We start from the raw sequence: 22094 nt of genomic DNA, 5'->3' as shown, positions 1-22094 counted from the left end.
CTTTTTACAAGTTCAAGGTATTAGGGAAAGTAATACACTTAACTTGATTGAAAATGAAAAAACTATCACTAATCTTAATTGGATTCTGTGTGTTTTTTGGTGCTTATGCTCAGAGTATTAAAGAACTAAAAACAGAATCATCTTATTTGGTTTATCCCAAAGTACCTATTGAAAAAATAGATTTAACTACTGCAAAAATTGAGTTTTCACATGGAGAAATTACAGTATCTGATGAAAAATCTGTACTTAAAGAAACAAATCTATGTAAGGCAAAAGGTGCAAAGTTAAAAGATGCACAAGCCATTGAAACTTTTTATTACAAGATAAAATATACTTCACCAGATGCTTTTGTTAGAATAAAAAACAATTCTGGAGAAGTTGTATATATTAAAAAGACAAGTGAGAAAGCTTCCGATTATGATTACTTTGGAAAAAATGAGTGTTATTTTTTAGAAGCAATTCTTGAAAGTGCCTACAATAAAATGAAGGCAAAGAATGATTCAATGATTATCGCAAATGAAAAAAGTGCTATGTATAAAAAAGCACAAGACTTTGTTAATGAATCATTGTCATTTTACTATGAGACTGAAAATATTGAAGTGTACTATGTTAAGGATAGTAAAGAGTTTCAATACCCTGAATTACTTCAAGCTGCTAATACGGCAATAGATGGCTATAATGCATTAAAAAATAATTATGCGGATCAGGTTGGCAAAGGAAAACTTATGGAAGCTATTAAGGTTTGGGATGCTGCTGTTGCGCAAAAAGATGTTAATGATAAAAAGGCCAGAATTAATAGAAGGTCTGCTGGCCGATTATATCACAATATAGCGCTGGCCTATGCTTATTGTCAGGACTATGATAATGCTATAAAAAGTTTAAATGCTAGTCTTGCTATGTATTCTGGAATCTCAAATAATTTCACAGTTGCTTGTGAATCTCTTAGATCGCGACTTTATGATGAAAAGAAGTATTATGAGATGAACAAAGAGGCTGAAGTTAAACTAGCTACTGCTTCTAATGATATAGTTATTCAGGATTTAGGAACAAATTCATTTGCTGATTTTAAGAGTGATTATGCATCTTATAATCGTGATGATATGACTGATAAAATTGCTGAGGCAAAGAAGATTCAGGAAGAAGCAGTAGCTTCGGGAGAAGTTAATAAATATCAGGATAAAGTGCTTCATAGTGCAACCCAGGGATATATGCTTTCTTTACCAACTTCATTAGGCGCAACTAGTTTGGCTGAGATACAAGCTGCGATGAAGAAATTAGAGGAATTTCCAGTTGAAGCTTGTGATTTGGTTCAATTAAATCAGTTGATACTAAAAAATAATCATATTAAAACGATTCCTGCTGATATTAAGAAATTAGTTAATCTTAAGAGACTTGATCTTAGCAAAAATGAATTGACTGAATTACCAGTTGAGTTAGGAGAATTAAAAGAATTGAATACTTTAGTTCTTAAAGGAAATCCATTAAAGGCTGGAGAAGTAGAAAAGATTCAGAAGCTTTTACCTGATTGTACCATCAAATTGTAATTAATAATTTATTTAATAACTAATAATATATTATAAAAAATACATTAAACCGATAATTTGCAGCTACTTGCAAGTATCGGTTTAATTATGGAATAACTGATTTATGTATTTTTATATGTTGTAAAACACTGTTGTAGTAATGTATTGCTAATTAGTGATATAATGTTAAAATGACTGAAAAAATATTAATTTAGAATATTTGAACTTATTATTTTAAAATATTTTAAACATATTTACAAGCATTATTAACAGGTGAAACAATCTTAAAGGAGTAATTTCTCACACACGAAATGGCTTAGTTTTAAGGGTGGTTCCATGTGATAAAAATTATAATTATAAACACATGATAATCTTACTAATTAGTTTAAGATTTACCTAAAATCTAATAAACCCCCGTTTTTAACCGTTACAAACAAACAACCTATAAAGATGTATCAAACATTAAATCAAACCAAAGAAAAGCAAATTCAAAGAGAAGAAATTTGCCTGGAAGATTCATTAAAAAGTCTTATTGAAGTTACAGAACCGTATTATTCTTTAACGAATCTGTCAATTGATGAAGAAAATGTTCTGAAAGCCGATGTGAATAAGCAACTGGATTGCGCTCACGAGGTAAAAGGAATGTCTTATTCAGAGGCTGGGCGCCACCTTGCAATTTTAGGATCATTAGCATTAGCTAAATCAAATCCTGTAAAAGAAAAACATTATTATCTTGCTACTAAAGCCTATGTAAAAAGGGTTTACCAGCAGGCTTATGATGAAATAGAACATGTAGGGTATATGAGTACGATTCATTTTGACCGAAAAAAAGGAATTGCGAAAGGTTATCTTAACACAAAAACCGGAAAAAAGGTATATACTATAACCGTTGAATACCAAGTTCTTTCATGGAGATTGTTTGAGAGAATGTTCAAACAGCATAAACAGGAAACTCCTTGTTTAGAAGGATACAATCCATATGCCGAAAGTATTCCATTGTTTGATCTTAAAACCAGTGAAGATAGCAGTTCCGCAACATTAGGTGTCATTAATAAAGACATCTGTGTAGGTCATTTTGATGATTATCCAGCTTTACCTGTTGCAAGGATTGCCCAGGTTTTAACATCAATTGCCGGAATTCAGAATAACGCTAGTGGTCTTACTGAACCAATGAAAATTAAGCATGTAATCTTATATGCCAAGTCGTTTTTGTTTGCAGGTGAAACCATGAGTGTTAAAAGTGTTTTAGAAAGTAGTACAGAAAGTTCTGATGAAAATGTAATAGATACATTTGCTTTTAGTAATGACGATACAGAATATTCCGCTAGGTTGACCTGTTGGATATAATATTACTAATTTATACTACAATGAATAAATACGAACTATACCTGATTTTACTTGTTTTATCATCTATCGTTTATGTACCATTTGCTTATTATATAGGTAGAGGTTCTATTGTATGGAAGATAGCCATGACTTTTATGATGCCGCTATTAATTTTAGCATATACATCATTTTCGTTTGCCCTAACGATGAATTATTGGTTATTTGTTCCAGCTTTGGGATCAATATTTATTGCATTTATTTCTCTTTTAAGGCAAATAAAGAAGCCTTTTGGAGAAGTTGAAAATGTTATTAGAGAGTTTTCAGAAGGTAATATAGACGTAGATATAAATCCTAAAATTTTAAAACAAAATAATGAATTAGGTAATATCTCAAATAGTATCCAGGAGATGTCTGTGAAGCTTGCAAATATTATGAGTGAGATTAAAAATGTTTCCGAAGAAGTAGTGTCACATAGTACGCAGTTAAAGTCTGCCGCTCAGATGTTAGCAGATGGAACAAGTACTCAGGCAGCAGCTACAGAAGAGATAAGTAGTTCAATTGAAGAAGTAATTTCTGTTATTGATTCAAGTAATACGAATGCCATTAATGCTAAGAATATTTCAACATTTGCAGCTAATGGTATTCAAAATAATATTAAGAAGTCTGAAGAAACTAAACTGTCTATTAATAATATTTACGAAAATGTTGGAAAAATTAATGACATCAGTGAGCAAACCAATATTCTTTCGTTAAATGCTTCAGTTGAAGCAGCCAGAGCAGGTGAATATGGTAAAGGATTTGCGGTTGTGGCAAATGAAGTGCAGGCGTTGGCTCAAAATAGTAAACATTTTTCAAATATTATTCAGGAATTGTCATCCGCAGCTTTAACATTTGCTGTTGAGGCTTCTGATTCATTGGCTAAAATGGCTCCTGAAGTTCTTTCTACAGCCTCGTTAGTTGATGAAATTAGTGCTGGTGCCATGGAACAAAAGCAAGCCATGAATCAAATTTCTAATTCGTTGCAAGAGCTAAATTTAGTTACTCAGGAATCAAGTGCTAATAGTGAAGAAATGACAGCTAGTGCAAATCAGCTTATGGATCAATCTACGAAACTAAATAACTTAATTTCGTTCTTTAGAATTTAAGGTTGATTAGTTTAATTATTGATCAATAATTAAAAAAATAAAAGGTCGTCAATTATTTGACGACCTTTTATTTTTTAATGTGAAGATTCCTCACTAGCTAGTTTTTTCATTTTTAATTTGTCGCCGGTTTCATCAACAACTTTCTTATAGTAGTTATTGTCGTAACCAGGAAATTCTGCATGTGCCGGATTTCCATGTGCATTTTTAAGGAATTTACCATTTTCTTCACGGTGAAGGTTTCCATCTAGATATTTAACCATTAAAAACTCACCTAGTTTTTTCCATAAACTTAAAGTTATAGTACTTTGGTTTAAGCTGTAGTCAGTTAAGTAATCTTTTGCCAGTTGAGGATCTAATTCATATAAGTTTCTGGCTCCAAGTTCTATGGCTTGTTGGTTGGTTTCAAATTTATCTTCAAGCTCTTTTTGAACCTTTCTGATATCTTTTATCATGAAATTATATCGGGCGTAAGCCTGGTTAGAAACCCAGTTAAAAACCCAAAATGCAGATTCCCATGAAAAATCTAATAAATTGCCGTTTCCTACTTCAAACTCATGAGGAACTTTATTAATTCCACAATACATAGGAACATAAACGGTAGATGCTGCATCATCAACTCCAAACCAAAGTACACCTCCAATGGCGTTAGGTAACCAGTTACGCATTTGAGCTACAAACGAAAAGCCAGTCTGTTGTGTAGCAATAGCTCTTTCGTTAAAATATTCCTCACCTTCAACTTCCCAGGTTAATGGACGAAATCTATAGGGGCTTTTAAATGGCCCAGCTCCAACATCAGTTGTCATATCCATTGAAGTACCTTCGTAGTGATCACGCATGATGTTTTGAAGATCTCTGTAAGATATTTTTTTTGATGGTTTAATCCATAAAGGCATTCTTTCAGATGATTCTCCTTTTACATAGCCTTCGTATTTATCCATTTCAGGATTCATTATTCTAAATCCAGACCAAACTCTGGCTTCACAGAAACGTAACGCACCATAATCAAGTGGAGCATATGCATCAGCAAAACTGAATTCTTTATTTTTACCATCAAAATAGCCTTTTTCACGTGCAAAAGAAATCACATCTTTTGCAAATAGACAGTTCTCTTCGTCTTTAAGTGGGAATGTCGTGATTCTTGCCTGATTAGCATGACCGGAAACCATTCCGTCAGGAATTTTTCTTGCAACCCAAACGGCGCCTTTATTTCCAACTCCTTTACCTATCATTTCCATAATCCAAACTTCGTTTGGATCTGCAATAGAAAAAGATTCACCTGAACTGTAATATCCATACTCTTCAACTAGGTCTGTCATGATTTTAATGGCCTCACGAGCTGTTCGGGATCTTTGTAAGGCAATGTAAATTAGACTGCCATAATCAATAATACCAGTAGTATCAACAAGTTCATGTCGTCCTCCAAAAGTTGTTTCGCCAATGGCAACCTGGTTTTCATTCATATTGCCGATAACAGTGTATGTTTGTGCAGCTTGCTTTATCTGACCAAGGTATTTTCCAGTATCCCACTCATATATGTCAAGCATTGCATCTGCTGGCCATGTTTGTCCTTTCCAATAGTACAGTTCTCCAAATAAGTCATGAGAATCAGCAGCATATGAAATCATTGTAGAACCATCTGCTGATGCATTTTTTGTAATCAAAAAGTTAGTACAAGCCTTTGAATTTGTGGGGGAAAATAGACTTATTGCTAGTAATGCAATAAGGGTAATTTTTAATTTACTCATATACATTTTATATTTTGTTGATTGTTATTCTTTTATGTAATCACAAAAATAAATTAATTCTAACAATATGAAATGCAAAATGATGGTTGCAAGGGGATAGACTATTTAATAATTGTTAAAAAAAGTACAGGGAGTTTGAATCGACACTTTAAAATAAAAAAAAAGGCTCAGAATTTCTGAGCCTTTATACGATATAAAAAATTCTTTGTTATTTGTTGTATCCTAGAATATGGAACATTTCATCAACAGATTGTTCTTCTCTGTACACATAATCAATAATATTTCCTTTGTCATCTCTGTCTATGATTACATGTTTTGGAGCGGGAATTAAGCAGTGTTTGATTCCTCCATAACCACTAATTGAATCCTGATAAGCCCCGGTATGGAAAAATCCAAGGTATAAAGGTTCTTTTTTTTCTTCTTCAGCATCATATCTGGGAAGAAGAATCTCTTGATTTAAATCTTCTGAGTTATAGTAATCTGAATGGTCACAACTGATTCCACCAATATTTACCCTGCCATATTCATTATTCCATTTGTTAACAGGTAATAAGATGAATTTTTCATGAATGGACCACGCATCCGGAATTGTGTTCATCAAACTGTTGTTAATCAAATACCAGGTTTCAGTATCATTTTGTTGTTTTTGTTCTAATACTTCAAAAATAATAGCCCCAGCTTCACCAACAGTGTACTTACCAAACTCTGTGTAAATATTAGGATCAGGAATGTTTTCTTTAGTACATGCGTCCTTAATGTTAGTGATGATCTCATTGATCATGTACTCATAATTATATTCAAATCCCAAGTGGTTGCGAATTGGAAATCCTCCGCCTAAATTCAATGAATCTAAAGTTTCACATTCTTTTCTTAATTCAGTGTATAATTTTACTGCCTTTTGAAACTCTGTCCAATAGTAAATGGCATCTTTAATACCTGAGTCAACAAAAAAGTGAAGCATTTTTAGTTCAACTTTATCATTTTCTTTAATATATTCCTTAAAAAAATTAAGGATTTCATTAGGAGGAATTCCTAGTCTAGACGTATGATATGCGGATTGTGGTTCCTCAGTAATTGCCATACGAATACCAACCTTTATTTTCTCTTTGGTATTTACCTTTTGAAGACGTCTTAATTCATTAATACTGTCTAAAACAACTATTGAGTTTTCAAAACCCATTTCCTGTAGCCTTACAATCTTTTCTAAATAGCCATCAGTTTTATATCCATTGTGAATGATAATTCTGGATTTGTCTATTTTTTTCTTTTTATAAAGATTTAAAATCAAATCAATATCAAAAGAAGATGAAGTTTCAAGATTTACATTATGTTTTAATGCTTCTTGTATTACATGATAGAAGTGATTACATTTTGTGCAATAGCAAAAATGATATTTACCGGTATAAGCATTGTTGTTTATAGCACGATTAAATAAATTTCGTGTTTTCTTTATCTGATCACCTATCTTGGGTAAATAAATAAATCTAAAGGGTGTTCCGTGTTTTTCAATCAGATATTTTAACGAAACTCCATGGAATGTTAAGTATCCATCTCTTAGGTCAAATCCTTCCTGAGGAAAATAATAACTTTGTTCAATTAGATCAAAATAGGTGTTTTTCATTTAAATATAAAGTATAGAAACCAGTAGGTAATTAAAACTAAAATTAATTAACAGTGGAATATTGCATTGTAGTTATTCCCAAATATTTGTGCTTCCTATAAATAATGGTATAGCGTTGCAAAGAAATATTTTTTTATTGAATAATATTAATAAAGCTACAAAAAAATACCAAAAAAAATATAACAATCACATAATTAAAACTTTGAATATTGAGGCGTTAATGTTATGGTTGTAATATGAAATTACCTTTGTACGTTTGTTTGTTATTACACTGATCCTCTACAATGATTTTTAAGGCTATTTCTCCATTGCATTGTTGAGGAGCTTTATTTAAAGGACAAGATAGAGTGTTTGATTTTGCATCATACTCAAATAGTACCCATGTGTCATTAAAATAACCTTTAAAATTATTGATGCCTGAAAAGTTATCGGAAATCTTAAAGATAAGTTTTGAGGATCTTGTATATGTTTTATTATTGTAATAATTAACTGATTTAATGATTGGTTTAATACTATCGGTATAGAATGTATATTTTCCACAATTTCTGGTATCTAATACAATAGTATTATTTTTAACAGTTCCTCCTGCAAAGTATTTCTTATTATTCCCATTAATGGATGCCAGACATAAATGTTCTTTATAAGCTAATAACGAATCTGGAATTATGGCAGTAATTCTGATGTTTTTATGTAAAGGAATACTCTTTTTTCCAATTGAAAATATTGGTTGGTTGTTGATAATTTCATCTTTTACAATAAATTCAGTATTATCATATAATGTAAGCTTGGGGATAAAGCAACTCAAGGATTTATCTTTTATCGTGTTATCTATATCATATTTTAAAATTTGTGTATGGTTCTCTTCTGGGGCCAAGGCAATATTTACCGATTGCCCTTTTAATAGCGTGAAGTTTAGTTCAGATAGATTTTGTGCTGCATCATATGCCAGAATTTGAATGTTTTTAATGCTATCCATTGCAATGATACCATCATTTACAATATGGTTATATATACTTAATTGATTATTAGGTAATCTGTAACATCTTTGAAATCTTTTGCCATAATATTGTTTATATGCATAATCAATATGGCTATTTATATATCTGGATTCATTGAATGAAAAACGATCCAGATTCCAAGCATAAGTAGTTGTATTGTTAACATTCATTTTTAAACTATAAACACCGCATTTCTTCCATGAACCACTCATATAGTCTAGCATTTCTATTCCAATACCAATGTGTCCGGTAGCATAAATCTTAGGATTTCCTTTTAAATGAAATTTACCATCGTAAAATACAATAGGGTAGCTTTTTGCATTGTTTTCTCCATTTATTCTACTGTTGGAATCTAATGGGTATATTCTTGCAGTCAGTAATTTTGGTCGAACATCATCTTTTATTTTTGATTGAAAAAAGAACGGGTTTAAAGGTTCTTCAGTTTTACTATCTCTAATTTCGTAGTGAAGATGTGGACCTCCACTGCTTCCTGAATTTCCTGAAAATCCAATGGTTTCGCCCTGGCTTACATAGATAGAGTCTTCGGGAAAATAATCAATTGAAAATTGTTGTATTTTGTATTGTTCTTTAGTTATTATGTTTTCAATTTTTTTTGCGTAAGCATTTAAATGCCCGTATACTGTTGTATAACCATTTTTATGTTTAATATAAATGGCATTCCCATAGCCCACTGGAGAAACTTTAATTCTTGAAATAATACCATCAGCCATACATTTTACAGGTAATCCCGTTTTTCCGTTAGTGCTTAGGTCTATTCCGGAATGAAAATGGTTTGATCTTAATTCTGCAAATGAACCACTTACGCTAGGTTCAATAGATAAAGGAAAGATGAAATCATCGTGGTTGACTTTTTGAGCTTTAATGTTGCAAGTAATAAATAGTGCGAGTAGTGTTATAGTCAGAATAGTATATTTCATATGTCTTAATTTGTTTTTAATTGACATATGGAACTCGCCAATTAAATCATCCTCATGTGTGAGAATTCCTTCTTATGGCTAGTTTCATAAGGCAATTTATTTCTTGTAATAATTGTAACGATGCCAGAAGACAAAAGTTTTCGATTGGTAAACAAATCTTTTTTTTACATTGTAAATACTTCATATTTAGAATTTATCTCTATTTATCTAAATAGATTGTAAAAAGAAAGTTTATGTTTATTTTTATTTCTTAATTGCAATATTAACTTTGTATGGCATTTTTGTAAATATGGCGAACGAAAATATAGAAATAGTAAATAATTTACAAGATAAAATAATGCGGTTGGTTGAACGGTATGAGAGAATGCGATCGGACAATGAAAAATTGAAGATGCAGAACGATCAACTTACCACCCAGTTAGAAGGATCTGCCAGAGAGATGGCAGATTTAAAAGAAAAATACAATACATTAAAATTTTCTAAAACGATTGAGGCAAGTAGTGGAGACGTTCACTTTGCAAAAATTAAAATCAATCAGATTGTGCGGGAAATTGATAAATGCATTGCTCTTTTAAACAGATAATATTTAGTTGCTAAATGGACGATAAGCTTTCAATACGGGTTAATGTGGCCGATAGGTATTATCCTTTAAGGATAAATCGTGAGGATGAAGAGCGTATCCGTAAAGCAGCTAAAATGATCAACGAAAAAGTATTACAATATAAACAACACTATTCTGATAAAGATCATCAGGATTTTTTGGGAATGGCTGCATTGCAGTTTGTAATTAAACTTCTTGAGTTTGAAGAGAAGCAAGATGATTCTCCAATAGTTGAAATGGCCAGAGAGCTGGATCAGCAACTAACGGAAATTCTTGAGAGAGAATAATTAATCAATATATGTCAATAATATCCGCATTGTTTTTACAAACAGGCACTTATGTGTTTGAATTTGTATATAATGATTGCGGTTTTGTTTTATTTAATAAAGTGTGAAATGGAGATAACAATAGTCGGAATTGTTGCCCTGGTAATAGGGATTTTGGGCACATGGATAGTATACGGTAAAATTTTAAAATCTCATAGCCACAAAATCATTCGGGAAGCTGAGAATGAGGCTGAAGTAATTAAAAAAGATAAAATTTTACAGGCCAAAGAAAAATTCTTGCAATTAAAATCAGATCATGAAAAAGAAATTAATGCAAGAAATAATAAGCTTTTGAGTGCTGAAAATAAATTGAAACAACGTGAGGTTTCTTTTTCTCAAAAGCAGGAAGAATTAACGCGTAAAAGAAAAGAATCTGATGCAATTCGTGAAAATTTAGACAATCAATTGGAGATTGTTGAAAAAAAATCGGCAGATCTGGACAAGTTGCATAAGCAACAAGTGGAACAATTGGAGGCAATCTCTGGTTTAACTGCTGATGAAGCAAAAAGACAACTGATTGAGTCACTTAAAGCTGAAGCAAAGACAGAAGCTATGTCCTATGTTAATGATATTATGGACGAGGCTAAAATTAATGCTACTAAAGAATCAAAGAGAATTGTATTACAAACTATTCAAAGAGTTGCAACAGAAAATGCAATCGAAAATTCTGTTACAATTTTCCATATAGATTCTGACGAAATTAAAGGTAGAATCATTGGTCGAGAAGGTAGAAATATTCGAGCTTTAGAAGCGGCTACTGGTGTTGAGATTATTGTAGATGATACACCGGAAGCTATCGTTTTAAGTGCATTTGATCCTATGCGACGAGAAATTGCTCGTTTAGCGTTACATCAATTGGTTACTGATGGTAGAATTCACCCAGCACGTATTGAGGAAGTGGTAAATAAAGTACGTAAGCAGGTAGAAGAAGAGATCATTGAAACAGGTAAGAGAACAGCCATTGATTTAGGTATTCATGGTTTACATCCTGAATTAATTAAATTAGTAGGTAAGATGAAATATCGTTCATCTTATGGACAAAACTTATTACAGCACTCAAGAGAAACAGCCAATCTTTGTGCTGTAATGGCAAGTGAACTTGGATTAAATCCTAAAAAAGCAAAAAGAGCTGGATTACTGCATGATATAGGTAAGGTTTCTGATGAAGAGCCAGAATTACCACACGCAATTCTAGGTATGAAGCTTGCTGAAAAATATAAGGAGAAACCAGATATTTGTAACGCTATAGGTGCTCACCATGATGAGATAGAAATGACAACAATGATGGCACCAATTGTACAGGTATGTGATGCTATATCAGGAGCTCGTCCAGGTGCACGTAGAGAAGTTGTTGATTCTTATATCAAACGTTTAAAAGATCTTGAAAATCTTGCATTATCATACCCTGGAGTGTTGAAAACTTATGCGATTCAGGCAGGTCGTGAATTGCGAGTAATTGTAGGTAGTGAAAAAGTTACAGATAAGGATGCAGAAACACTATCTTATGAGATTGCTAAAAAGATTCAAACAGAAATGACTTATCCAGGTCAGGTTAAGATTACAGTAATCAGAGAAACGAGAGCTATCAATTATGCCAAATAATTGAATAGTTATATCATAACTTTTAATATTTAGGCCAATAGTTTATTTATCTTGATAAACTTATTGGCCTAAATTGTTTATAGATATTATACTTACATATTAATATGGATTGGTAATGGAATAATCTTTGAATAGGTAGAATTCTTTTATTTTAGAACTGATTTTCTTTATTGGTATGGATTAAAAATTAATATATTTGTGTGTTAAAATTTTATAAACTAAAACAATATTGAAATGAAAATCTATTTCCCAAAGATGATTTCTTTTTTATTTGTTGGTATGGTGATATTATCCTCCTGCGGAGGAGATAAAAAAGATGATCCTCCAGTAGATACCACATCTCCAACAATACAGACAACAGTTCCAGCAGCTAATCAAAGTTACTCCTTAGGTGGATCCTTTCATTATACAGGAACTTTTACTGATGATATAGAGTTGAAGCAAGTCACTTTTTCTGTGTCAAAAATTTCAGCCCCAGCTGTTACCGGTATAGATGATCCTTTGTGGTCACCAGAAGTCGTAACTTTTCCTCTTACTGGAACTTCAGAGCAAATTGATGAAGCAATTTATACTATTCCGGCAGGAGTTAATGATGGTGTTTATCAGTTAACCATTGTTTGTACAGATGCATCTGATAATTCAGCTACAGAAAATATTACGGTGAATTTAGGAAGTACAAATTACTAAGAATATATTCTTTATTTGAAAAGCTCGTTTTTATAACGGGCTTTTTTTATACCTATCTAGTTACTATGATATATGATACAAATCATGGTGGATCTTTAGTTTCATTTGCTTTCTTTTGTAATTCTAAATTGATTAAATAATAATAAAACATTATATGGCACAATATAATTTTGATGAGATACTAGAAAGAGAAAATACGGATGCTTTTAAATTAGAATTAAGAAAATTCTTCTTTGGCACCGATGAAGTACTTCCTCTTTGGGTTGCAGATATGGATTTTAAAGCGCCTCCTGCTGTTATTAATGCTATTAAGGAGCGCGCACAGCATGAAATATATGGTTACACAATTCGCGATAGTAAATTTACAGGTGCTATTCAAAATTGGTTAAGTTCACAACATCAGTGGAATATTGAAGAGTCATGGGTCAAATTCATACCTGGAGTGCTGGCTTCATTAGTAATTGCAATTAATGAGTTTTCTGAAGAAGAAGATCGGGTAATTATTCAAACTCCGGTTTATCCTCCTTTTCATTCAATCGTGAAGGAAAATAATAGAGAATTGGTTCAAAACAGACTGATTGAAACTGATGGATATTATACTATTGATTTTGAATTGTTAGAAAAACAAGCGAGTAATCCTAAAGCCAAATTATTTGTTTTTTCAAATCCTCATAATCCTGTAGGAAGAGCTTGGAATGAAGAAGAGCTTAAGAAAATTGCAGATATTTGTATTAAGCATGATTTATTAATTGTTTCAGATGAGATTCATAGCGATCTGTGTTTATTTGATCATAAGCATATTGTTTTAGCCAATTTATGTCCTGAACTTAAAGATCGTATTATTACAGGTATGGCTCCGAGTAAAACTTTTAATATTGCGGGGTTATCTACTGCATACGCAGTTATTGAAGATAATAAATTAAGAACTCGTTTTGATAAAAGGTTAAGTGCTTATCAAATGTACATGGGTAATTTATTTGGAGGAGTTGCATTAACTGCTGCCTATAATGAAGGTGCAGAATGGTTAAGTGAGTTAAAAACATATTTGGAAGGTAATGCACTCCTTGTAAAGGAATTTATCAACAAAAATATGCCTGAAGTCGGCTTTGTTCTACCAGAAGCGACTTATTTGCTTTGGTTGGATTTTAGAAAGTGGAACATACCACATGCTGATCTTAAAAAAGCAATGATAGAAATTGGTAAAGTAGGCTTAAATGATGGTCTGTCATTTGGAGTAGAAGGTGATGGATTTCAAAGGTTAAATATTGGTTCACCTAAAGCTGTAATACAAGAAGGAATGGAACGTATTCTCAAAGTGCGTAATCATTTCATCAAATAAAATCTAATAAGGTCAGGCAGATTTGAGTTTTTCTCGTTTCAACCTGGCCTTTACCATTGGGTATAAAAATACTGACAAAAGGATTACAATTGTACCTATATAAAATCCACCACTCATATACTCAGATTCTCCAAAAATAAAATAGGCTAGCATTATACCGTACACCGGCTCCATGTTAATAGCCAGTAATATGTTATATGCAGAAAGTTCTTTCATTACATCTACACTAACAGCAAACGCAAAAGCTGTGCATATTACACCTAATAATAACATATATATAACATCACTTACAGAAGGAGTAAGCAGTTCATGATTAAACTGTTGGGAGGCTAATAAATAAATAGTGATACCAATAAATCCCCCAGTCATTTCATAAAAACTAATTAATGTAGGTGTAAATTTATGGGTGTATGATTTATTTAAGATGGTAAATAGTGTAGCTAAAATACTTGATAAAATAGCGACTAATATTCCTTTGATATAATGAATCTCATAACTGAATATTAAGTAAAGTCCTAAAACAATACCTATTCCAATTAGAAATTCGAGCCAGTTTATTCTTTGTTTAAAAAAAATAGGTTCCAATATACTTGCAAATAAAGTTCCGGAAGCCATAATTCCAAGTGTTACAGAGATATTTGCAATTTTTATAGCACCAAAAAAAGTAATCCAATGAAAAGCGACAACTAATCCTATACCAATTAGTTTTAGAATATCTTTTTCAGCGATGGAAAGATTAATTTTTCTCCATTTTAAAAAGATGAATAAACTAATGGCTGCAAATAACATTCTATACCAAACCATTTGTAGGGCATTCATATGAATTAGCTTGCCGATTATAGCTGTAAATCCATATATCACTACAATAAAATGAAATAGAATAAAGCTTTTTGTATAGGATCTTTGCATTTTTTATGATTGATAAATTTTGTTCAAAGATATTGTTTTAAATCTTTAAGCGTTTGTAAATTTTGTATTACATTTACATTTTGGAATGAGAAAAGTTTTTAGGATATCCAAAGAGAGACATAGTGCAGATTCATTATATATTAATAATGAATCAAATAAGTGTTTTTTTCTTTCTACAAGTGATATTTCTATATGTTTGGCCTATTTTAATAGGTCTTTTTTTTGCCCTAAAGTAAAGGAAATGTCAACTACTCAACAGATTTCTTTTAAGGGCAAATTGTTCTATTGCATTCAATCATTAAATCGTCATAATTATAAAACAATTTTCCAGTATATAATGCTCAGGTATTATGTGCTTAGGAACTAAACCCATTTAAATGAAAAACAGAAGTTTAGTCTCTATTAACGATTTCTCAAAAGAAGAAATTCTTCAAATTGTAGATCTAGCTGCAAAATTTGAAGAGAATCCTAACCAGGAATTATTGAAGAATAAGGTTATTGCTACCTTGTTTTTTGAACCATCTACCCGAACGAGATTAAGTTTTGACACAGCTATAAATCGTCTTGGAGGAAGAATTATTGGTTTCTCTGATGCGTCGTCATCATCCACTACAAAAGGTGAAACACTTAAAGATACAATTAGAATGGTAAGTAATTATGCCGATTTAATTGTTATGAGACATCCGTTGGAAGGGAGCGCCAGGTATGCTGATGAAGAATCCAGAGTGCCAATTATTAATGCTGGTGATGGGGCTAATCAACATCCGACTCAAACTTTATTGGATTTGTATTCCATAAAGAAAACCCAGGGTACACTTGAAAATTTAAATATTTTTATGGTTGGGGATTTAAAATATGGAAGAACAGTACATTCTTTATTGCAAGCCATGAGTCATTTTAATCCGGTTTTCAATTTTATTTCCCCGGATGAATTAAGAATGCCTGATGAGTATAAATTTTGGCTTGATTCAAAAGGAATTACTTTTTATGAGCATACCGAATTTACAGATATTTTATCAAGGGCTGATATTTTGTACATGACCAGGGTTCAACAGGAGCGTTTTGCAGATCCTTTGGAGTATGAGAAAGTAAAGAATATTTATATTCTTAAAAACTCGATGCTCAAAAACACTAAAGATAATTTACGTATTCTTCATCCACTTCCTCGTGTAAATGAAATCAACACAGATGTGGATGCAAATCCTAAAGCATATTATTTTCAGCAGGCTGAAAACGGGGTTTATGCTCGTATGGCCATTATCGCTTCTATTTTAGGTTTAGTTTAAAGACATAGACATGACTGCAAAAAAAGAATTAAGAGTAAGTGCCATTCAACATGGTACAGTAATAGATCATATTCCAGCAAATAAATTGTTTAAAGTTATCAGTATACTTAAGTTAGACAGATGTAAAAATCTAATCACATTTGGTACTAACTTAGGAAGTAATCGTTTTGGTAAAAAAGCTATCGTTAAAGTTGCTGATAAATTTTTTGATGAAAAAGATCTGAATAAAATTGCATTGGTTGCTCCAGAAGCCCGTTTTAATGTAATTAAAGATTATGATGTAGTTGAAAAAAGGGAAGTTGAACTTCCAAATGAAATTGTTGGTATTGCAAAATGTTTTAATCCTAAATGTATTACAAATACTGAGGCTATGGCCACTAAATTTTCCTTAGTAGTATCTAAGGAGATTGCATTAAAGTGTCATTACTGCGAAAAAATTACAACAAAAGAACATTTAGTAATTTTATAATCTATTATTTTAAGGTGATTCTGTAATTATATCAAAAATGGCAAAAGTAGATTGGAAACCAGGTAATATGTTATATCCCTTACCGGCAGTAATGGTTAGTGTTGGTGATAAACCTGAAAATTATAATATTATAACTATTGCATGGACAGGAACTATATGTTCCGATCCTCCCATGTTATATATATCAGTAAGAAAGGGGCGTCATTCATATTCTGTACTAAAAGAAACTGGTGAATTTGTTATTAATTTAACAACCAGGGATTTGTCATATGCAACAGATTGGTGTGGAGTAAGATCCGGTCGACAATATGATAAATTTAAAGAAATGAATTTAACAGCAGGAAAGGCCAGTGTTGTAAAAGCACCAGTAATTGAAGAATCACCTGTAAATATAGAGTGTAAAGTTACACAAGTTGTGGAGTTAGGTACACATGATATGTTTATGGCGGAAGTGGTAAATGTTAAAGCTGATGAAGCCTATATTGATGAAAAGACAGGTGCATTTTCTTTAAGCAAAGCCAAACCAATATGCTATTCACATGGTCATTATTATGAGGTTGGTAAAAGAATTGGAAAATTTGGACATGCTGTAGAAAAGAAGAAAAAAAAGAAAAATAGAGGTAATAAGAAAGCCTAATGTTACTCTTTGTAATATATTTTTAATAATAAATTGTTGTTTTTCAATGATTAAAATATCTTTGCGCAAAATTTGTAACATATTTAATAGTAATGAGTGTAGAAAAAGAATTAGACAAAAGAAGTGGTTCTGTTTGTGAGTTGTGTGGTTCAACCAATGAATTAAGTGCATATGAGGTACCATCATCTCCGGTTGAAGGAGTGGATGCAAATGTATATGTATGTTCTACTTGTAAAGGTCAAATTGAAGATAAAGAATCGGTTGATGTTAATCATTGGCGATGCTTAAATGATAGTATGTGGAGTACAGTTCCAGCAGTTCAGGTAATGGCTTGGAGAATGTTAAATCGTTTAAAGTCTGAAGGATGGCCTCAGGATCTGTTAGATATGTTATATTTAGAGGAAGATGTATTAAATTGGGCCAAAGCAGCAGGTGAAGGTGAAGATAATGAAGATGCCATTGTACATAAGGATAGTAATGGTGTTGTATTGCAGGCTGGAGATACAGTTGTGTTAATTAAAGATTTAAATGTTAAGGGTGGTGGTTTTACTGCAAAAAGAGGAACTGCGGTTAGAAACATCAGTTTGGTTCATGATAACCCTGAACAAATTGAAGGTAGAGTAAATGGACAGCAAATTGTACTTCTTACTCAATATTTAAAGAAAACGAATTAATAATATTTTTTTTATATTATAGTTAGCCTGATTAATTCATTAATCGGGCTTTTTTGTAGGTGTAGATGATGTAATATGGTCTATATATTTGGCGAATATTGAAGTGGGGAAGACATATAAAGCCTGACAGAATTATTAAATGGTAAAATATGGTTTCATTCGCAAAAGGGAACAGGATCAGAGTTTTTTGTAAAACATCCTTTGGTTCAATTGTAAAAAAAACAGTTTAATTCTTATGTGAAAGAACTAAACTGTTTAATTAAAATGTTATTTATAATAAGTTTCCTACTCTAATACCAAAATATACGCTCTGAGGTAAAGATGGGCCATAGATATATGCAGGATCTCTATTGATTCCTTTGTCAAAATCATTCTGATAGGAGTTAAATATATTTTTAATTCCGCATGAAATCCCAAGATCGAAACCCTTATTAAATCTAAAAAAGTATTCTCCTTTTAATCCAACATCATAAAAGTCTTGAGTATCTAATATTTCACCATTTGAATTGTTGCCATAATATTCAATCTTCATACTTCCGGTGTAAGTTCCGTTTAATGAAACGGAGAAGTTTTTTAAAGGATCGGTGTTCAAGGTAAAATACCCATAATTATTAGGTGTTCTAAGATAATCTTTAGTGAAATTGCTAATACCGTATTCCTGAGCGTCATCATATTTACTTACTTGTGTTGTAAAACCAATTTCAAAATCCCAGTTTGCTGAAGGAAAATAGCGGGCCTCAATGTTTAGTCCGTTAACAAATGCTTTTCCACCATTAATTCTTGTGTATGTTACAGTTCCATTTTCATCGGGTGCACTTTGTTCATTCGCAAAAGCGTCAGTAAGGTTTGTGTAAAAATATTCGCCTAAAATTTCGAAGTTAGATGTTCCTATTTTTCCTTGGTAATCCATAGAGCCAACAAATGAATAGCTACTTTCCTGTTTTAAGTTTTTACCGTTGGCATGAATCACTTTTCTGTTTCCTGCAATTTCTATGTGTAAATCTTCGTCAAAAATTTGAGGAGCTCTGTATCCGGTTGAAAAACTTCCTCTTACCTGAAGTTGTTTTAGTGGCTTGTATAAAAGATTTAATCTGGGACTTATTACAGTATTCGATAAATCATCACTATCGTCTGCTTTGTTTTTAATATTGTAGTTGTCTAATCTAACTCCTGCAGATACCGTCATTTTATTAAATTCATAATCGTATTGACCAAACAATCCGATAGTATTCATTTTTTGATCAGAAATAATGACTTCATCGTGATATCCTTCACTATCTGTATAACCAAGTTTTTTGTCCTCCAGGTTACTTCCCACATTTTCAATACCTGTAATATATGAATGTCGACCAACACCACCCTTAAATTGTACTCCGTAGGAATAGGATAAATCCTGAGTGATTCCATAAGCACTTAAATCTGGGGTACCATCAGATAGCTGCTCAGGATTATTCATTGGTAAATCAAAGATGTAATCAGATGCATATGATCTCGCTCCGTAATAAGTCGATCTATCCACATTTTGTGCTGATGCGTATACTGATAACTGACCGTTGTTTTCTCCAATAAATCTTGTAAAGGTTGCCGATCCTGTATTAATTTTATGATTCGCTGATTCTGTAATGTTTGCTTCGTGCTCTAATGCATCCAGCATATCACCACCTCTTCTTTCTTCTTCAATATGGAAGTAGTCCAGTGTTAACTTATTTCTGTAGCCCATGCGGTGATACAGGTTAGCACCAAAAGTGTTATTGTTTAATTTTGAAAGTTCTGTAAAAGAATCATTATTGGCATCATATCCTTCTCTTTTTCTGTGTGTGGCATATAATGATAGTCCAGAGTTTTTATCTTCAGAAACAATTGCTGTATTGATATTAATGTTTAAATCGTTTTTAGCTTTATCATTGATACCTATTCTTCCATTTTGAATACTTGCTTCAAAAATGTTGTTTAAAGGTTCCTTCGTTATCAAATTAACTGTACCGGCAATAGCATTGCTTCCATATAGAGCGGAACCACCACCTTTAACAACTTCTATTTGTTGTATCATGTTAGCAGGTATCATTTCTAATCCGTAAACACTAGCCAAACCACTAAAAATGGATCGGCCATTTACCAGTATTTGCGAATAAGAACCTTCCATGCCATTCATTCGTAATTGGTTTGCTCCACAATTTTGGCAGTTGTTTTCCATTCTTAATCCTGTTGTAAAGTTTAAACCTTCGCTTAGGGTTACTGCCTGAACCTGCGTCAGTTGTTTTGGAGTCATTGTGTTTACAATGTTAGAGGCATCAATACGTCTCTTTTGTGTTTTATCAGCAGTAACTACTACTTGTTCCAGACCTAAAACATCTTCTTCTAAAGAAATATCAAGATTTAAAGGATGATCATAAGATAAATTGATATCAACTTCTTTTGTAACATGACCTAAGGCTTGAATAACAAGGGTATGCTTACCTTCTGGTATATCCACTAAATAAAATTTACCATCTAAATCTGAGGCAGAACCAATGGTAGTAGATTTTAATTGAACTGTTGCAAAGGGAATAGGATCTTTCCCGTTAGTAATTTCACCTTGAATAGGTGGTACTCCAGGCTTTGCAAAGCTATTTATAGTTATAAAAACTAATAGTTGAATACATATAATTATCTTGTTCATTTTGTCTTGTTCTAAAGTGTTCAATGGCTATTTTGGTATATTACATGTATACATGATATACCAATCCCATTCACAAAAATTGTGATACATAACGTTTGTTTCTGATGGAGAATAGTAAAGGGGTATAACCCAATTTTTAAGATGTTATAAAATTGAGATTAACCTTTAAACTTGTAATCAGAAGGAGTTTCTATACTATTCGTAATGAGATCATCTAATTAGAATAACTGTAGTTTATTTTGTTTAATTAGATGAAATATGTTGTCTTGTTATGAAATAGGGGGAGCTCTTAAGGGAGAACAATGATAATATTTCTTACTATAAAATGAGTATTGAGGTAATACTAATTTGTTGTTTAGTTCAGCACAAATATTATTTAAATGAATGCCTTGAGCATTATTTAAATAGGTAATTGTGGTAGAAAAGGAATAATGAGAGGAACACCCGGTATCCTGACTATGGTGAGGTTTGTCTGTTCCTGCTGTAGTATGATAATGAACAAGGATTTGATTATCACCAAGGAAATGCACGTGCAATCCCAAGTTCAACGTCAGTGTTAAACCAACATTGATAAAAAGCATTAAAGATGCAAATCCAACGGCTAATATGTTTCTTATCCTCTTCATTAAATATCTCCAATGCAAAAATGGTCGATATCTTTCAAATATCCTATCCCAATTATTGGGGGTTTTATTTAACCACCAGCTTTTTTTGCTTTATACCCAGCTTTAATCAGTAGGTCTAAAACTTTATCTCTAAAATCACCTTGAATTAATATTTCTCGATCTTTAACAGTACCACCAACACCACATTTTGATTTTAAATCTTTGCCCAGATCTTTTAAGTCATCTTCTTCACCAATAAAACCTGTGATTAGAGTAACTGCCTTACCTTTTCTTTGCTTTTTGTCAAGCATCACTCTAAGGTTTTGTTGTTGCGGAGGTAGTGTTTCTTCTTGAGTTTCATCATCATATTGGTATTCATAATCACTATTGGTTGAAAATACGATACCATCTCTTAATTTTCTGTTTTTCTTAGCCATATAACTTTAATATTTGATGCAAAAATAGAATTTTGAAATATTAATTAAAATAAATAGCTAATAAGATAAGAAATATTGAAACCAACCTTATAAAGCATAGTGTCTTTTCTGGGGATATTTAATTTACTAAACCACCAATTTAACTATTGGATCTAATCTGTATAGGGTCATAAATTTGCTTTGAATTTGGGTCATATTTCTGTATTGCGTTTCGTACCAATCTCTGCATATGTTGTAATTTATTTCTTTTTACAAAGGGTACGATGTCGTTTACTAATGGAATGTGAAATTGTTCTATGAGGTTTTGATCTGTTTTCATAAGTGATTGGTCTTATTTGGTAATATATTCATCCTTGTGTTGCTATACTTTTGTTATTTAAAATTTGAATAATCATAAAATTAAAATGATATGGTAAAGTCTAAAGAATTGAATGAAATAAAAGCAATTTATGCAGAATGCTTAGATGTAAATTTTTATTGGTCTCAAAAGTAGTTAAAACTATGCACTTTAGTGCATCTTGCTTTAGCTTCTAAAAATCTTAACTTTGATCATATGGTTCAAAGAAT

Annotated in this window: 19 protein-coding genes; 12 read left to right on the top strand and 7 right to left on the bottom strand. The window is 31.9% G+C overall.

What is annotated here, in order from left to right; all coding sequences use genetic code 11:
* The first annotated feature begins 53 nt into the window (after positions 1-53).
* The 3 genes from OM075_RS02020 to OM075_RS02010 all read left to right on the top strand — a co-directional run bounded on the left by OM075_RS02020 (position 54) and on the right by OM075_RS02010 (position 3994).
* Entirely contained in the window at positions 54-1544 is a 1491-nt protein-coding gene (locus OM075_RS02020; RefSeq protein ID WP_301188793.1) for a leucine-rich repeat domain-containing protein, read from the top strand.
* Positions 1545-1973: 429 nt separating this feature from the next.
* Entirely contained in the window at positions 1974-2870 is an 897-nt protein-coding gene (locus OM075_RS02015; RefSeq protein ID WP_301188792.1) for a hypothetical protein, read from the top strand.
* Positions 2871-2890: 20 nt separating this feature from the next.
* Positions 2891-3994, top strand: coding sequence for a methyl-accepting chemotaxis protein (locus OM075_RS02010; protein WP_301188791.1), 1104 nt, complete (start codon positions 2891-2893; stop codon positions 3992-3994).
* A gap of 74 nt (positions 3995-4068) precedes the next feature.
* Here the strand turns inward: OM075_RS02010 and OM075_RS02005 are convergent, their stop codons facing one another.
* The 3 genes from OM075_RS02005 to OM075_RS01995 form a co-directional block, all read right to left on the bottom strand.
* Positions 4069-5739 (bottom strand): dipeptidase, encoded by a 1671-nt coding sequence (locus OM075_RS02005; protein ID WP_301188790.1) that lies wholly within the window; start codon positions 5737-5739, stop codon positions 4069-4071.
* A 208-nt stretch (positions 5740-5947) separates the two neighbouring features.
* Positions 5948-7360, bottom strand: a complete 1413-nt coding sequence (locus tag OM075_RS02000) for a type III PLP-dependent enzyme domain-containing protein (protein WP_301188789.1) — start codon at positions 7358-7360, stop codon at positions 5948-5950.
* A gap of 223 nt (positions 7361-7583) precedes the next feature.
* Positions 7584-9296, bottom strand: coding sequence for a M23 family metallopeptidase (locus OM075_RS01995; RefSeq protein WP_301188788.1), 1713 nt, complete (start codon positions 9294-9296; stop codon positions 7584-7586).
* A 289-nt stretch (positions 9297-9585) separates the two neighbouring features.
* Between OM075_RS01995 and OM075_RS01990 the strand changes: the two genes are divergently transcribed.
* The 5 genes from OM075_RS01990 (at position 9586) to OM075_RS01970 (ending at position 13851) form a co-directional block, all read left to right on the top strand.
* Positions 9586-9879: a coiled-coil domain-containing protein gene (locus OM075_RS01990; RefSeq protein ID WP_301188787.1), complete on the top strand. Its 294-nt coding sequence runs from the start codon at positions 9586-9588 to the stop codon at positions 9877-9879.
* Between the two features lie 14 nt (positions 9880-9893).
* Entirely contained in the window at positions 9894-10184 is a 291-nt protein-coding gene (locus OM075_RS01985; protein WP_301188786.1) for a cell division protein ZapA, read from the top strand.
* Between the two features lie 108 nt (positions 10185-10292).
* Positions 10293-11825: a ribonuclease Y gene (gene rny / locus OM075_RS01980; RefSeq protein ID WP_301188785.1), complete on the top strand. Its 1533-nt coding sequence runs from the start codon at positions 10293-10295 to the stop codon at positions 11823-11825.
* Positions 11826-12059: 234 nt separating this feature from the next.
* The gene (locus OM075_RS01975; RefSeq protein WP_301188784.1) at positions 12060-12512 is read left to right on the top strand and encodes a DUF4625 domain-containing protein; all 453 of its coding nucleotides are present in this window, start codon (positions 12060-12062) and stop codon (positions 12510-12512) included.
* Positions 12513-12666: 154 nt separating this feature from the next.
* The gene (locus tag OM075_RS01970; protein ID WP_301188783.1) at positions 12667-13851 is read left to right on the top strand and encodes a MalY/PatB family protein; all 1185 of its coding nucleotides are present in this window, start codon (positions 12667-12669) and stop codon (positions 13849-13851) included.
* A gap of 12 nt (positions 13852-13863) precedes the next feature.
* Here the strand turns inward: OM075_RS01970 and OM075_RS01965 are convergent, their stop codons facing one another.
* Positions 13864-14760, bottom strand: a complete 897-nt coding sequence (locus tag OM075_RS01965) for a DMT family transporter (protein WP_301188782.1) — start codon at positions 14758-14760, stop codon at positions 13864-13866.
* 377 nt (positions 14761-15137) lie between these two features.
* Between OM075_RS01965 and pyrB the strand changes: the two genes are divergently transcribed.
* The 4 genes from pyrB to OM075_RS01945 all read left to right on the top strand — a co-directional run bounded on the left by pyrB (position 15138) and on the right by OM075_RS01945 (position 17826).
* Positions 15138-16046: an aspartate carbamoyltransferase gene (gene pyrB, locus OM075_RS01960; protein ID WP_301188781.1), complete on the top strand. Its 909-nt coding sequence runs from the start codon at positions 15138-15140 to the stop codon at positions 16044-16046.
* Between the two features lie 10 nt (positions 16047-16056).
* Complete coding sequence (gene pyrI / locus OM075_RS01955) at positions 16057-16515, top strand: aspartate carbamoyltransferase regulatory subunit (protein ID WP_301188780.1); 459 nt, start codon at positions 16057-16059, stop codon at positions 16513-16515.
* A gap of 37 nt (positions 16516-16552) precedes the next feature.
* Positions 16553-17152: a flavin reductase family protein gene (locus OM075_RS01950; protein ID WP_301188779.1), complete on the top strand. Its 600-nt coding sequence runs from the start codon at positions 16553-16555 to the stop codon at positions 17150-17152.
* Positions 17153-17244: 92 nt separating this feature from the next.
* Positions 17245-17826: a PhnA domain-containing protein gene (locus OM075_RS01945; protein WP_301188778.1), complete on the top strand. Its 582-nt coding sequence runs from the start codon at positions 17245-17247 to the stop codon at positions 17824-17826.
* A gap of 271 nt (positions 17827-18097) precedes the next feature.
* On the opposite strand, the gene OM075_RS01940 is transcribed toward OM075_RS01945, so the two are convergent.
* The 3 genes from OM075_RS01940 to OM075_RS01930 all read right to left on the bottom strand — a co-directional run bounded on the left by OM075_RS01940 (position 18098) and on the right by OM075_RS01930 (position 21527).
* Positions 18098-20485: a TonB-dependent receptor gene (locus tag OM075_RS01940; protein WP_301188777.1), complete on the bottom strand. Its 2388-nt coding sequence runs from the start codon at positions 20483-20485 to the stop codon at positions 18098-18100.
* A 269-nt stretch (positions 20486-20754) separates the two neighbouring features.
* A complete protein-coding gene (locus OM075_RS01935) occupies positions 20755-21111 on the bottom strand; it encodes a hypothetical protein (protein ID WP_301188776.1) in 357 nt (118 codons plus the stop codon).
* Positions 21112-21179: 68 nt separating this feature from the next.
* The gene (locus OM075_RS01930) at positions 21180-21527 is read right to left on the bottom strand and encodes a translation initiation factor (protein WP_301188775.1); all 348 of its coding nucleotides are present in this window, start codon (positions 21525-21527) and stop codon (positions 21180-21182) included.
* Positions 21528-22094: the final 567 nt, after the last annotated feature.

This window comes from Plebeiibacterium sediminum (genome assembly GCF_026013605.1).
GTDB classification, from domain to species: domain Bacteria; phylum Bacteroidota; class Bacteroidia; order Bacteroidales; family Marinilabiliaceae; genus Saccharicrinis; species Saccharicrinis sediminus.
The sequence above is the reverse complement of the archived record's forward strand: the minus strand, read 5'-3'. Positions and strand labels throughout refer to the sequence as shown.

Coding starts and splice junctions, on each gene's coding strand:
- OM075_RS02000 (WP_301188789.1), bottom strand. CDS start 7,360: ATGAAAAACACCTATTTTGATCTAATTGAACAAAGTTATTATTTTCCT.
- OM075_RS02010 (WP_301188791.1), top strand. CDS start 2,891: ATGAATAAATACGAACTATACCTGATTTTACTTGTTTTATCATCTATC.
- pyrI (WP_301188780.1), top strand. CDS start 16,057: ATGACTGCAAAAAAAGAATTAAGAGTAAGTGCCATTCAACATGGTACA.
- pyrB (WP_301188781.1), top strand. CDS start 15,138: ATGAAAAACAGAAGTTTAGTCTCTATTAACGATTTCTCAAAAGAAGAA.
- rny (WP_301188785.1), top strand. CDS start 10,293: ATGGAGATAACAATAGTCGGAATTGTTGCCCTGGTAATAGGGATTTTG.
- OM075_RS01950 (WP_301188779.1), top strand. CDS start 16,553: ATGGCAAAAGTAGATTGGAAACCAGGTAATATGTTATATCCCTTACCG.
- OM075_RS02015 (WP_301188792.1), top strand. CDS start 1,974: ATGTATCAAACATTAAATCAAACCAAAGAAAAGCAAATTCAAAGAGAA.
- OM075_RS02005 (WP_301188790.1), bottom strand. CDS start 5,739: ATGAGTAAATTAAAAATTACCCTTATTGCATTACTAGCAATAAGTCTA.
- OM075_RS01990 (WP_301188787.1), top strand. CDS start 9,586: ATGGCGAACGAAAATATAGAAATAGTAAATAATTTACAAGATAAAATA.
- OM075_RS01935 (WP_301188776.1), bottom strand. CDS start 21,111: ATGAAGAGGATAAGAAACATATTAGCCGTTGGATTTGCATCTTTAATG.
- OM075_RS01945 (WP_301188778.1), top strand. CDS start 17,245: ATGAGTGTAGAAAAAGAATTAGACAAAAGAAGTGGTTCTGTTTGTGAG.
- OM075_RS01975 (WP_301188784.1), top strand. CDS start 12,060: ATGAAAATCTATTTCCCAAAGATGATTTCTTTTTTATTTGTTGGTATG.
- OM075_RS01940 (WP_301188777.1), bottom strand. CDS start 20,485: ATGAACAAGATAATTATATGTATTCAACTATTAGTTTTTATAACTATA.
- OM075_RS01965 (WP_301188782.1), bottom strand. CDS start 14,760: ATGCAAAGATCCTATACAAAAAGCTTTATTCTATTTCATTTTATTGTA.
- OM075_RS01995 (WP_301188788.1), bottom strand. CDS start 9,296: ATGAAATATACTATTCTGACTATAACACTACTCGCACTATTTATTACT.
- OM075_RS01970 (WP_301188783.1), top strand. CDS start 12,667: ATGGCACAATATAATTTTGATGAGATACTAGAAAGAGAAAATACGGAT.
- OM075_RS01985 (WP_301188786.1), top strand. CDS start 9,894: ATGGACGATAAGCTTTCAATACGGGTTAATGTGGCCGATAGGTATTAT.
- OM075_RS02020 (WP_301188793.1), top strand. CDS start 54: ATGAAAAAACTATCACTAATCTTAATTGGATTCTGTGTGTTTTTTGGT.
- OM075_RS01930 (WP_301188775.1), bottom strand. CDS start 21,527: ATGGCTAAGAAAAACAGAAAATTAAGAGATGGTATCGTATTTTCAACC.